Source organism: Pontibacter sp. MBLB2868, from assembly GCF_051904785.1.
GTDB lineage: Bacteria > Bacteroidota > Bacteroidia > Cytophagales > Hymenobacteraceae > Pontibacter.
In genome coordinates this window covers 2796013-2808988 of the sequence record NZ_CP196710.1, presented here as the reverse complement: position 1 = coordinate 2808988, position 12976 = coordinate 2796013, and the positions used below count along the sequence as shown (strand labels likewise).

Genomic DNA, 12976 nt, shown 5'->3' with positions numbered 1-12976 from the left:
TTTGACTATTACAGGTTAACTTAAAGTCAACAATATTTCAATAGTTCAAATTGTTGCCAACAATTCAACAGCCTTCAACTAATAAAAATCTGTTTTTTTGTTGTGTATGCGTTAGTTTAAGATGGTATCTCAACTCTTCAATAAGTTCAACTTTATTAAGCTGTTCTAATAAAATCTTGTTCATTTATTTTACGAATTTGATTTTCAAGACCAGTAACAATGTAAACTGGAACTTGTCTATCATCAGCGCTAAACTCACCTTTTACAGAGACAAGAGCTGTCGTTTTTTCATAAAAATCAGGATTAGCATTGATAATCTGTGATGAAAAGACTTGATGAGCTTTAGGTCGGCCCCCATAGAAATTACAGTGGTAATCTTTGTAACCTGGAGGCATGAATTGAAGATCATACTGGTAAATCTCTCTTATTGTACTTTTATCAATTTTAGTTCTATTACTAACGAGAATCCCATCAACTACTGCACCTTCGGCAAGTGCCTCTTCTAACCAATGTTCTGAGTATCTTAATGCTTTGTAAACATACTCCCTATAAGGTTTATAGAATGCTTGCTTAAAGCCTACTTCTAGTTTCGTAGCAAACCTTTCCGTCTGAAAATGGAATTGTTCGTGTCTATAAACAGCGTAAAAATAGAGTATGTAATGCTCTTCTGGAGTGAGCCCGCATGGCTTATTCTTATATAAGAATCTAGCTCTCTCAGCAATAATTTCTGGGAATAAGTATATACCCCATGGCGTTTTAGGACTGTTATAGAAGGCATGCATTGGCAGATAACATCCAAATGCATCGCGTCCAAATTCAGCAACTAAGTTGGCAAGTCCATCAGAACTTTTACTTCCTGTTTTTATTTTAAAGTCTACACCTAGTTCCAAAGCAATATTATAAGCCAGTGCTTCCTTGTTTTTGATTTGTTCTAAGAAAGCTGCTATATCAATAGGGCGTATAGTTGGAGAATCTATATTTTCGCCAAATAAAGTATCGCTAACATCATAAAGTTGTGGGATTAAAGTTATTAGATGCTGTAGAAGTCTTTGATCTATTGATAATTCTACTTCATGTTCTCCAAATAAGGCAGAAGGTACATGAGTCTGTAGAAATCTGATTTCATCTTTAAATGTGTTGCTAGGATTAGCTTTAAATCGGTTGCTCATCTTCTAATGTAAGTTTGTTTCCTGTGCTAAACTTACAGAATTATATATTAATATGTATATATTTTAATATGATGAAGTCCATTTAAGGGATGACGATCAATCGGTGAAGTAAAAAGGATTGTATTGAGGATGTAGCAATGATAAGGTTGTGAAGTGTTACCGCAAGTTTTGCCACCATTCCTGCCACCTGTAAACGACAAAACCCACTGATAATCAGTGGGTTTTGTCGTTTATGTACCTTGGGCCGGAGTCGAACCGGCACGAGTGTAACCTCACAGGTGTTTGAGACCAGCGCGTCTACCAATTCCGCCACCAAGGCAAGTGTTCCTCTGCTAGGAACGGGATGCAAACTTAGATAATGTTTCCTGAATACGCAACAAATATTTTTTCTTTAAATAGTAAGTTTTAATCTCCTGTAGGGCCTCTTCTTTGGTAACTCCATGTAGCTCTGGGTATCGCTGCAGCATAGGCAAAATGTCATTATCTAATTGTGCCGTCATGCCACTGCTTTTCTCTCCGATCTCGTGCAGTTTGTCTGCATCAAAATCAAATTCCAGCTCCATCAGCTCCTCATTCAGGTCCATCATTTCCATCAGGAAATCCGAAGGAAGCTCATTTTTGCCCTCTTCAAGCACCCCATGTTCCTTTAAGATATACTGCATGCGCAGGTCCGGGTCGGAGAGGGTGCGGTAAGCATTGGTGTTCTGGGTAGAAAGCTGCAGGATCTCGTTCTGCTTCTCCTGCGACTCATTGGCAAAAAAATCAGGATGATATTCACGACTCAGCTGGTAGTATTTTGCTTTCAGCGCTTTTTCGTCCAGCAGGAAGCTTTCAGGTATATTATAAAACTCGAAGTAATTCATCGTTCAATTCTTTATCATGCTGCAGGCCTTCCTGAAATGAAGGTCTTTCCTTGCAAAGGTACAGGAAAAGAGGGAGGATTGTTTTACCCGTTCCGGTAGTATTCCTGTGGTCTCATTGGCAGGCTATACTTATCCGGCAAACGTTATACTTCTACCTGAACATGAGACCATGCCTGGGGTTTATCAGAAAACAGTGCTTTTGTAGCTTTCCATACTTTGCCAAAAAGTTCGGAATCCCGGTAGTTGTTCAGGTGCTCTTCAGAGTCCCAGAGGCTGTAGGTGCTGTAAACGTTCGGTTGATTTAAGTCTTGCAGCAACTCTACATGATTACATCCTTCAAAGGCCGTGATCTTATCTTTTGAGTTTTTGAAAATTTCCAGAAAATCACCGGTTTTCTCCGGCTGAAACGTCATCCTGACAATGCGAATGATCATAAATTAGGTAATTATATGTGTTGAGTTTGCAAAAACAAGCGGCTTTAATGGCTGGCCTGTTTGTGCTTGTAATAATAAACGAAGGCCGAAATTAAGTATGCTACAGCACTTCCTCCAAAAAGATACTGAACATATTGCTTGCCTTCCTGGTGCAGTACCACAGCAACAATAGTAAGCGCAAGCGCCTCGATAAAGTAACACGTTAGTTTAACTGTGCTGTGCGTAAGGCCTAATTTCCTTTCGAAAACAACAAGTGCAAGTATAATTAATGATAGCAGTATAAGTATAATGCCTGAAACAGGATGGTGTTGCGTTGTTTTATCGATGCCTTTTAGCAGCAGAACGAAAACTGTTAGCAGATGAACAAAAAGCGTCAGTTTTGCTTGCCTCTCTTTCATGATTTCTGAAGTATGATTTCCACTCATTTTAAATTCAATTATGCAGTCAGAAAATTACTTCAGCTCCCCGGATAAAAGCGTACGTCAACCTGAGAGTCGAAACCAAGGCCCAGAAGCTCGGCAGCATGGCCTTGGTTTATACCAATGCAAAGCTGGTCCTGGCTGTTGTAGGCGCAGCAGCAATCGCCATCATCAACTTGGGTATAGGTAGGGTAAATACGGCTAATGGTTTCCCGCCCGAAATGTATGGTGTACGTGCGGCCATGGGCAATGGTCTCAATGCTGTCGCGGGTGATGTTGGTAATCAGGTTGCCGTAGCGGTCAACATGGATCACATGCCCTGTAATGTAATGGTCGTTAAGTCGGAGCTGGCGGTTGAGCAGTTGGCGGAACTGATACGTGCGCTCACCCAAAATCTCTATATCGCCGCCCTTTGCCAGGTAGGCAGCCACAGGCGCCAACAGGTCTTTGGCCGGAAAGGCCATCAACGGAGTGTCATTCTGTAGCTCAATTACGATGTCGGGCTGCCCATCTGTCAGCAGTGACAGTAAGCCATTGTCAGCCATTAAAAAGTAATGGCCTTTATACTTTGCAGCATGATATTTGCCATTTTTACTTCCGTGCGTGCTTATGGCAGCCAGGTGTACAGAGCCTTCGGGAAAATCATTATACACAGATCCTAAAACATACTCTGCCTGAGCAATGTTAAAAGGGTCTATAGCATGTGAAATATCCACAATTGTGGCCTCGGGGTTGTTCGAAAGGATCTTTGCTTTTACCGCAGCCACATAATGGTCGGTATATCCAAAGTCAGATAGAAACGTAATAACTGCCATACTACGAACTATAATTTAGGTAGATTTGTAATAATAATATATCTAATTTAAGTAAATTAAAGGAATATAACCAACTTACTATATACGGAGATAAGCATTTGGTAGAGAAAGTAATAACCCTAGAGAATATTTCTCTGATTGATTTCCTGGGGACAGAAAATCAAAACATCAAGCAACTGGCTGCCGCTTTCCCAAGCAGCAAGATCATTTCCAGGGGCAACGAAATAAAGATTCAGGGCCAAACGCCTGAGATCACAAAAATTCATGAGATACTCTCATCATTAATTGACCATTATCACAAGTTCGGAAAGATTACGCATAACAGCGTAAATAGATACCTTTCAGCCGATTCTTTTACAGATGAGGAGGTCATCGTTACGTCTACGGACATCATCGTGTATGGCAGCAAGGGGGGCATAATTAAAGCCAAGACCCCGAACCAGCAGAAACTGGTGGATGCCGTGGAGAAGAACGACCTGGTATTTGCCCTCGGACCTGCCGGTACCGGTAAAACGTATGTTTCGGTAGCGATGGCGGTTCGTGCGCTCAAGAACAAAGAGGTAAAAAAGATCATTATCTCCAGGCCAGTGGTGGAGGCAGGAGAAAGCCTTGGTTTCCTGCCCGGTGATATGAAGGAAAAAGTGGACCCGTACCTGCGCCCTATTTATGATGCCCTGGAAGATATGATACCGGTTGAAAAACTGAAGTATTACCAGGATAACAAGATCATTGAAATAGCGCCGCTTGCTTACATGCGCGGACGGACACTGAATAATGCCTTTGTGCTGCTGGATGAGGCTCAGAATACCACACCTGCCCAGATGAAGATGTTCCTGACCCGTATGGGCCCGAATGCCAAAGTGATGGTGAACGGTGACTGGTCGCAGGTAGACCTGCCACGTAACCAGCGCTCCGGCCTGATGGAGGTACTTAACATTCTGCGCGGAGTAAAAGGTATTGGATTCGTGGAAATGTCAGCAGACGATGTCGTGCGCCATAGGCTGGTGAAAGACATTGTTAACGCTTACACCAAGCTGGAGGAAGAGCGTCGTGCTGCCCGTGAGGAAACAAAAACAAAAGAAGACGGCGAGGCTGTGCGCGTTAATGGTCGAAAAAGATCTATAAAGGTTGATTAATAAATCAGCAAACGGTTAAAAAATAGTAGAGACGCAGCTTAAACTGCGTCTCTATGTTTTTAAATATTATACTTTTGCAGCATGATTGAGCTGAAGAGAATTAATAACGAGCAGGATCTGAAAACTGCTCACAGTATACGGGAACAAGTGTTTGTGCAGGAGCAAAAAGTGCCGCGCGACGCTGAATATGACGAGCATGAGCAGGAAGCGAACCATTACCTGGCTGCCTGTGACGGGGTGGCCTGTGGGGCAGCCCGTTGGCGGGTAACCTCGGATGGGGTAAAGCTGGAGCGCTTTGCTGTACTGCAGCCATACCGTAATAAAAATGTTGGCGCACAGGTGTTAAAGGCTGTGCTGGAGGATGTGCAGCGGGAGCAGGCCGGGAAAAAGATCTACCTGAATGCCCAGTTGCCAGCTGTTAATTTTTACAAGCGCCACGGTTTTGAGCCTGAAGGCGACATGTTCACCGAATGCGATATCAAGCATTACAAAATGGTTTTTAAAGGCTGATGCTGCGGTGGGCGCCATATCCGTTTGTGCGCGTCACGATCAGTTTTTTAGCGGGTATTCTGCTTTATATTATCACAGGCAGGGAGTTCAGGTATAGCCTTGAGCTCCTTGCCTTTTTCTTTATAGCCTTCCTGGCGGCAACGTTTATTACCCAAAAGTATAAAGCCGCCTTTGCCACAAACATAGCAGGCATAATGGGTTTGCTGGTCTTTTTTAGTGCCGGACTCTTTATGGCGCATTACCGAACCGCCTCGCATCAACCTGATCATCTGTTGCATTTAAACAAACAGCCGGATTATTATACGGGTGTGGTGGCAGACTATATTGTGCAGAAGCCAGGCTATCAAAGTACAGCGCTGGAGGTTAGCCGGGTACGGATAAACGGTGCATGGCAGGTTGCCTCGGGTAAAGTGCAGCTGTCAGTACCTCATGACGATGACAAAGCCTATGAACTCAACTATGGCGATGTGCTGCTGGTCAAGGGTGCTCCCCAGGTAGTGGATCAGCCGGCTAACCCTAATCAGTTTGATTACAAGCAGTACCTGAGCAACAAAAATATTTATCACCGGCACTACCTGCAGGCATCTCAGTATACTAAAACGGGTAGCGACCCGCCACTTGGTGCCTTATACTATAGCATCAGGCTGCGCCGAAAGTTAGATGCACTGTTGCAGGACAGGCTGGATGAGAAACGGGAATATGGCATTGCTTCGGCCCTGTTACTGGGCGTAAAGGATGAGCTGGATAACAGTATCCGGAAGACGTATGCCAACACAGGCACCATGCATGTACTGGCAGTGTCGGGCTTGCACGTGGGCCTGATCTTTTCGGTGTTGATGTTGATCCTGGCAAAATTTAACAGAACAGGCCAGCAACGATTTATTGGTGCTGTGGTCATTTTGTTTATACTTTGGGGCTATGCCTTCATCACCGGTTTGTCGCCGTCAGTACTGCGGGCCGTTGTTATGTTCAGTTTGGTTACGATAGGTCTGGCTATCCGGCGACGTACAAATATTTACAACACTGTTGCCATTGCTGCCCTGGTGCTGCTTTTCTTTAACCCTCTCAATTTGCTGGAGGTGGGTTTTCAGTTGTCATTTTTGGCGGTGCTGGGCATTGTTTACCTGCAACCAAGGCTTTATAAGCTATTGGAAGTAAATAACTGGTTCCTTGATAAGGTATGGGCGCTGTTCACGGTGGCTATTGCTGCGCAGCTGGCTACTTCCCCGCTAGGGCTGTATTACTTTCACCAGTTCCCGGTTTACTTCTGGCTGGCAAATGTCGTTGTGGTGCCTATGGCTACGGTAGTGCTTTATTCCGGAATGGTGGCCCTGGTTTTTAGTTGGGTACCGGGGCTGAGCTGGTTGCTTTTCAAGCTGCATTTTGTGCTGATCTGGTTAATGAACGAGTTTAATGTGTGGGTGCAGAAACTGCCGGGAGCCCTTATCAATGGCATTGATATTTCACTTTTTCAAACTGTGCTGCTCTACATGCTGCTGTTGGTTGTGCTAGTTTTCCTGGCGCGTAAAAAATTGCTGTACCTGGGTATAGCTACTGGTTTTGTAGGCATACTTGCAGCGCAGGAAGTATGGGAGGCGGTGCAGCAGAAGCAGCAGCTAAGCTTAACCGTTTATAGCCTCCGAAACAGCACAGGCATAAGCCTTTTGGAGGGGCAACAGGCCGTGCTGCTGGCCGATTCGGCACTGCTGCAGGACGAGGATAATTTCACCTTTAATATACAGCCGCATTTGTGGGCGAAAGGAGTGCAGCAGCCAGCATTTGTATCATTAGAGCAGGCTACGGAGCCCATGGCTGCTTCAGTGCCACTTCCGGATGGAAACCGGATGCTGGTATGGCAGGGGCAAAGCTGGCTTATACTTTCACATCCGGCTACATTCCTGCCAAAAGATACACTTGAGGTCGATTACATCCTGCTTCGCAACAATGTCCGCATCAAACCTGAAATGTTGCAGCGGTTTAAGTTCAGGCAACTTATACTTGATGCGTCTAACAGCCCCTGGTACAGAGAACAATTGAAAGTGCAGCTTGGCCCACTGCAGATTCCCTTTTATGATGTAGCCGGGCAGGGGGCTTTTGTGGTGCAGGTGGAGTAGGGGAGCATTACGGAATCTTTCCTTCAATTTCTTACCTTTGTAAATCCAAAAACAGAAAAACATGAGCGACTATACCCCATTAAGTGAAGTTGGTGAATTCGGCCTGATCCGGTTGATCAAAGAGAAGATCGAGCTAAACAACGACTCAACTATAAAAGGCATTGGTGATGATGCCGCCATCCTCGAACCACAGGAAAAGCAGATCGTGGTATCCAGTGACATGCTGCTGGAAGGGGTACATTTTGATCTGACCTTTTGCCCGCTAAAGCACCTGGGTTACAAAGCAGTAGCTGTGAACGTGTCGGATATAGCTGCAATGAACGCTAAACCTACGCAGATCACGGTAAATATTGCCCTGGGTGCCCGCTACACCGTGGAGGCCGTAGAAGAGCTTTACGAGGGAATCCGGATGGCCTGTGAGAACTACAAGGTTGACCTGGTTGGGGGAGATACAACTTCCTCGCATGCAGGGCTGGTGATCAGCGTGACAGCCATAGGGGAGGTAGCCAAAGGGGAAGCCGTGTTGCGCAGTGGAGCGCAGGTAAATGACCTTGTTTGTGTTACCGGCGACCTGGGAGCTGCCTACATGGGGCTTCAGATACTGGAACGTGAGAAGCAGGCATTTCTGGCCAATCCGGAAATGCAGCCCGAACTGGAAGGGAAACAGTACATTGTTGGTCGCCAGCTTAGGCCGGAAGCAAGAATGGACGTGATCTATGACCTGAAAGAGCGTGGTATAAAGCCAACGTCCATGATCGACATTTCTGACGGGCTTGCCTCTGAGTTATTCCACATCTGCAGCCAGTCAAAGGTTGGTGCAACAGTTTACAAAGACAACCTGCCTGCCGACGGACAAATGCTCGAAACAGCTGTGGAATTTAACATCGACCCGCTTACCTGTATCATGAATGGCGGCGAAGACTATGAACTGCTCTTTACCGTTCCGCTTGCAGATCATGAGAAATTAAAAAATCACCCGGACATCACCATAATCGGTAAGATCACGGAAGCAAGTGAAGGCGTGAACCTGGCTACCAAACATGGCAACGTATATCCGCTAAAAGCACAGGGCTGGAGCCATTTTTAAGGCATACTAAGATTTTTGTATTGTTATTAAAACAGAAAAGGAAGCAGTACTGCTTCCTTTTCTGTTTTAATAAATCTTGGGAATATGTGAAACGAGCTCCAGTTTACAGCCTTAATCTTCCGGGTAAGGTATAAAGATGAAGCTCTGGAATTCATTGTCAGCTACAAAGAGGCAGCAGAATTCATCCGGGTCTCTGTAAGCAGCTTTAAACTCTTCTTCTTTTTCAGGCATTACCAACTGTCGTTGCACAAAATCTTCGAGGTAAGAGGCATTGATATGCCACTCCAGGGCTGCCTCTTCCTTTGCCAGAAAAACAGAACCAACAGGTAACTGTGTGCGACTGAATACAAAGATGGGGTAGTCGGATATCTTGCGTTTGCGCACCTGGTATGATGCTTCTTTAAGCGTTTCGGCTACTACCACAAAATCCTTGGAGATAGTGCCGAGGTATTTGCCATTTAATTCCGGATCGTTTTCCATATTATTTATTTTTGAGACACAGGAAATAAGGCGCAGGACGTGCTGGATTTAAAAGAAAAAAAATTCCCTGTCCAGGTGTTTTGTTGCACTTACGTTTAGTGTCTTTTAGCTTATATCTTATTTAGCTGTTAATAATACAATATTTTCTACGTGGTGCGTCTGTGGGAACATATCCACTGGCTGTACGCGTGTTACATCATACTTGGCAGATAATAGCTCCAGGTCACGGGCCTGCGTAGCGGGGTTACAGCTCACATACACAATGCGGTTTGGGTGCACCTGCAGTAGTTTCTCTACTACGTCCTGGTGCATGCCCGCTCTTGGCGGATCGGTTATCACTACATCCGGCCGTCCGTGGCGTTCAATCAGCTCATCAGAAAGTATGTCTTTCATATCACCGGCGTAAAAGGTGGTGTTGGTGATACCATTTATCTGCGAGTTGATTCGGGCATCCTCAATGGCACTTGGCACATATTCTATGCCAATAACCTCACGGCACTGCCTGGCAACAAAGTTTGCAATTGTTCCTGCCCCGGTATACAGGTCATACACCAGCTCGTCTCCGTTCAGGTTGGCTAACTCGCGTGTTAATCTGTAAAGTTCGTAGGCCTGATCAGCATTGGTCTGGTAAAAAGATTTGGGACCAACACGGAATTTGAGGCCTTCCATTTCTTCGTGGATATACGGCAGCCCCTTGTAGCAGATCACATCCAGGTCATGGAAGGTTTCGTTGCCTTTCGGGTTCACAACGTAATGGAGTGAAGTGATTTCCGGGAAGGTTGTTGCCAGGTGATCCAGTAGCTTTTGCATGGCCTCCTGATCTTCGTAATACACCTGCACGATCACCATCAGCTCACCGGTGTTGGCCGTTCTGATGATCAGGTTGCGCAGGTAGCCTTCCAGCCTGATAAGGTCGTAGAATGGCAGCCCGTTCGCCTTGGCATAAGCACGGACCTCCAGGCGTATCGCATTCGATGGATCTGGCTGCAGATAGCAGTGCTTGATATCGAGTATCTTATCGAATCTGCCGGGAATATGGAAGCCTAACGCATCGCGGTCAAACTCCTCTCCGGACTGGATCTGCTCTTTCGTGAGCCAGCTGGTGTTGGAGAAAGTATATTCCAGTTTGTTGCGGTAGTAACGTGTTTTGGCAGAGCCCAGGATCGGGTCAAACTCGGGTAGCGCTACCTTACCGATACGCTCCAGATTATCTTTTACCTGCTTCTGTTTGTAGTGTAGCTGCGTGTCGTAGTCAATGTGCTGCCACTTACAGCCTCCACAGATGCCAAAGTGCTCACAGAAAGGCTCAATCCTTAGGTCTGAAAGCTCGTGAAAGTTCACGGCCTCCGCTTCCATAAAGCTTTTCTTCTTGCGTGTAATGCGCAGGTCTACTATGTCGCCTGGTGCAACGCCCGGCACAAATATGACCATGTTCTCGTAGCGCGCAAGGCATTTGCCTTCCGCTACCATTTCCTCGATCCGGATACGCTCGAGTATAGGGAATTTCTTTTTATGCTTATTTCTCACAATATGCAAAAGTACGAAAATCTTACAACACAGAAGGCCAGTTAAAGAATTCAGAATAGGATCGGGTTCGTGCAGCTAAAAACCATTCGGACTTTTGCCTGATATCAATCCACAATTAACAATATCTTTGCAGCAGCATTGAAACATGACTTTAGCATAAATGAAGAATAAAGTAGTTCTGATCACTGGTGGAACATCAGGTATAGGTAAGGCGCTGGCATTTGCGTTTGGCAGGGCAGGGGCCAAGGTTGCTTTTTCCGGGCGTAGGCAGGAGGGGCTGGACGACACTGCCTTAGCGCTTGCTACAGCCGGAATCGACAATGTAGCCATAAAAGCTGATGTGAGCGTAGAGGCTGATTGCGAACGCATGATACAGGAAACGATCGCCAAATATGGTAAGCTGGATATACTTATCAATAATGCCGGTATTTCGATGCGTGCCTTGTTCGAGGATGTAGACCTGGAGGTGTTGCGCAAAGTAATGGACATCAACTTCTGGGGTACTGTGTACAGTACAAAGTATGCGCTGCCTTACATTAAAGCAGCAAAAGGATCTGTGATCGGTATCTCATCGATTGCTGGTTATAGAGGCTTACCTGCCCGTACTGGGTATTCCGCTTCTAAATTTGCCATGCATGGCTTTCTGGAAACGCTACGCACAGAAATGCTTTATACTGGTGTGCATGTGCTGCTGGCTTGTCCGGGCTTTACAGCTTCTAATATCCGCAATACTGCTTTGGCCGCCGATGGGCAGCAACAGGGTGAAACGCCTCGTGAAGAAGAGAAAATGATGAGTGCTGAAGAAGTGGCAGACAGAATTCTGCAAGCCACCATAAAGCGCAAGCGCGACCTCGTGATGACTTCTCAGGGTAAGATGGCGGTATGGATCAATAAACTCCTGCCGGGCTTAGCAGATAAGTTGGTATACAACGTGATGGCAAAAGAGAAGGACTCTCCTTTAAAGAAAAAGTAGGAGCAAAAGCCAGAGCTTCAGTCCCGTGGTAAGGCTTTTTGAGCCAGAGCCACGGGACTGATAACTTATAAGTTTAGAAGTAGTAGATCGTACCTCCACCTCCGCCATTAAAGCGCGGATTTACCACGTTATTGAACAGGGAGCCAAACCTGTAACGGATTCCAAAATTGAAGAAAAAGTCATAGTTGGAATTCAGCTGCCTTCTGCGGGTTAAAAGATCCTGGTCGGATACTTCTCCTTTAATGATGTTCAGCTGATCCCTTTGTATGGCATAGTAGCCTCCAACATTAAAAGAAAATCCTTTGAAGAGCCTGATATCGGCGTAACCTGAAAATGACAGCCTCTTTTTAGAAAAGTCATGAAAATAGTGGCTAAAAGAAGTTGATCCGCTCAACTGTCCCCATTTCTGGTTATAGCTCAGGTCCAACGACAGGCTCTGCTGAAAGCGTAGCTCCTCTGTTTGGGAGTAAATTGTTTCTTCTTTGTAATCAAAATAGCGCGGGCCAACCTTATACATCAGCCCCAGGTAGCGGTTATTAGATTCTGAATACGGAAAGAAGTTATACTCTATGGCCGGCATCACAGACAGGTCAAAATCATAGTTGCTGTAATCCGATTTCTGTGCGTTTAGAAAAGCCCCTGCTGATAAGTGCTTGTTAACAGACCATACAGTAGTGTTTCTGAATCCATAGCGCTCATTGGAGTAGGTAAACTCTTCGTCTCCTTCACCAAACCGGTTGTTGTCTTTGTTGGCACTGATAGAGAAACTTGTTTTGTGTTTATCAGTCACTCTGTTGGCGCTTATTTCACTGTTCAGGCTGTTGCTGGAGTAGTTTCTGTCACCGCTGAAATAACCTCTCAGACTTAAGTTAAACACCCAGAAATTCCATGGGTCCTCTTTGGGGGTGGTGGCAGTTTCATTTGTTTGATCTTCAGTACCTTTAAATGAGATCTCCAGGTCTTTTGCCTTTTCAGTTTTTAAAATGAAAGGTAACAGACCAAGTTTTATGTTCTCAACAGCCAGCTTTCTGTCTTCTGCGTCAGTGGCCGTAGCTTGCCTGTTATAGGATTTTATGTCGGTCATGCCTGCAAACTTCTCCTGCCCTTCAAACTGCAGCTTATACTCACGGCCGCCGCTCCCCGTAGATTGTGATGTTATCAGGATGTACACGTTTGCCTGGAAACGGTCATTAACATAATCTACAAAATTTATTTCGCGCTTAATGTAATCCTTGTCGCAATAGGCCTGGCAGTCGATGAATACGCGCAGGTTGTCAATTTTAGTGGAAGGAGCTTGCGCCCGAAGCTGAAATACACAGCACAGCAATAGCAGTAGAATGCCGCAAGTTGTTTTCATGGATGGATGATGAAGGGTTTAGTGTTTGATCAATATAAAATCTCCTAAATATATTAATAACATTTGATGTTAGTATAGAAATTTTGCGATGT

At 45.3% G+C, this 12976-nt stretch carries 13 protein-coding genes and 1 tRNA gene; 5 read left to right on the top strand and 9 right to left on the bottom strand.

What is annotated here, in order from left to right:
* Positions 1–155: 155 nt before the first annotated feature.
* The 6 genes from ACSX1A_RS11965 to ACSX1A_RS11940 all read right to left on the bottom strand — a co-directional run bounded on the left by ACSX1A_RS11965 (position 156) and on the right by ACSX1A_RS11940 (position 3700).
* Positions 156–1169, bottom strand: a complete 1014-nt coding sequence (locus ACSX1A_RS11965) for a hypothetical protein (RefSeq protein ID WP_439879880.1) — start codon at positions 1167–1169, stop codon at positions 156–158.
* Positions 1170–1404: 235 nt separating this feature from the next.
* Positions 1405–1488: transfer RNA gene (locus ACSX1A_RS11960), tRNA-Leu, on the bottom strand.
* 13 nt (positions 1489–1501) lie between these two features.
* The gene (hscB, locus tag ACSX1A_RS11955) at positions 1502–2032 is read right to left on the bottom strand and encodes a Fe-S protein assembly co-chaperone HscB (protein ID WP_439879879.1); all 531 of its coding nucleotides are present in this window, start codon (positions 2030–2032) and stop codon (positions 1502–1504) included.
* A 143-nt stretch (positions 2033–2175) separates the two neighbouring features.
* Complete coding sequence (locus tag ACSX1A_RS11950) at positions 2176–2466, bottom strand: putative quinol monooxygenase (protein ID WP_439879878.1); 291 nt, start codon at positions 2464–2466, stop codon at positions 2176–2178.
* A 44-nt stretch (positions 2467–2510) separates the two neighbouring features.
* Complete coding sequence (locus ACSX1A_RS11945) at positions 2511–2864, bottom strand: hypothetical protein (protein ID WP_439879877.1); 354 nt, start codon at positions 2862–2864, stop codon at positions 2511–2513.
* A 59-nt stretch (positions 2865–2923) separates the two neighbouring features.
* On the bottom strand, positions 2924–3700 hold the full coding sequence (locus tag ACSX1A_RS11940) for an SAM hydrolase/SAM-dependent halogenase family protein (RefSeq protein ID WP_439879876.1): 777 nt from the start codon (positions 3698–3700) through the stop codon (positions 2924–2926).
* Positions 3701–3798: 98 nt separating this feature from the next.
* On the opposite strand from ACSX1A_RS11940, the gene ACSX1A_RS11935 reads away from it, so the two are divergent.
* The 4 genes from ACSX1A_RS11935 to thiL all read left to right on the top strand — a co-directional run bounded on the left by ACSX1A_RS11935 (position 3799) and on the right by thiL (position 8547).
* Positions 3799–4836: a PhoH family protein gene (locus tag ACSX1A_RS11935; RefSeq protein ID WP_439879875.1), complete on the top strand. Its 1038-nt coding sequence runs from the start codon at positions 3799–3801 to the stop codon at positions 4834–4836.
* Between the two features lie 81 nt (positions 4837–4917).
* On the top strand, positions 4918–5346 hold the full coding sequence (locus ACSX1A_RS11930) for a GNAT family N-acetyltransferase (protein WP_439879874.1): 429 nt from the start codon (positions 4918–4920) through the stop codon (positions 5344–5346).
* Complete coding sequence (locus tag ACSX1A_RS11925) at positions 5346–7460, top strand: ComEC/Rec2 family competence protein (protein ID WP_439879873.1); 2115 nt, start codon at positions 5346–5348, stop codon at positions 7458–7460. Before ACSX1A_RS11930 ends, ACSX1A_RS11925 begins: the two co-directional genes overlap by 1 nt.
* 61 nt (positions 7461–7521) lie before the next feature.
* Entirely contained in the window at positions 7522–8547 is a 1026-nt protein-coding gene (gene thiL, locus ACSX1A_RS11920) for a thiamine-phosphate kinase (protein ID WP_439879872.1), read from the top strand.
* 111 nt (positions 8548–8658) lie between these two features.
* Here the strand turns inward: thiL and ACSX1A_RS11915 are convergent, their stop codons facing one another.
* Both ACSX1A_RS11915 and rlmD read right to left on the bottom strand, forming a co-directional pair.
* Positions 8659–9027: a hypothetical protein gene (locus ACSX1A_RS11915; protein WP_439879871.1), complete on the bottom strand. Its 369-nt coding sequence runs from the start codon at positions 9025–9027 to the stop codon at positions 8659–8661.
* Between the two features lie 117 nt (positions 9028–9144).
* Complete coding sequence (rlmD, locus tag ACSX1A_RS11910) at positions 9145–10554, bottom strand: 23S rRNA (uracil(1939)-C(5))-methyltransferase RlmD (RefSeq protein ID WP_439879870.1); 1410 nt, start codon at positions 10552–10554, stop codon at positions 9145–9147.
* Positions 10555–10714: 160 nt separating this feature from the next.
* On the opposite strand from rlmD, the gene ACSX1A_RS11905 reads away from it, so the two are divergent.
* Positions 10715–11527 (top strand): SDR family oxidoreductase, encoded by an 813-nt coding sequence (locus ACSX1A_RS11905; RefSeq protein ID WP_439879869.1) that lies wholly within the window; start codon positions 10715–10717, stop codon positions 11525–11527.
* Positions 11528–11600: 73 nt separating this feature from the next.
* Here the strand turns inward: ACSX1A_RS11905 and ACSX1A_RS11900 are convergent, their stop codons facing one another.
* A complete protein-coding gene (locus ACSX1A_RS11900; RefSeq protein ID WP_439879868.1) occupies positions 11601–12884 on the bottom strand; it encodes a hypothetical protein in 1284 nt (427 codons plus the stop codon).
* Positions 12885–12976 lie beyond the last annotated feature (92 nt).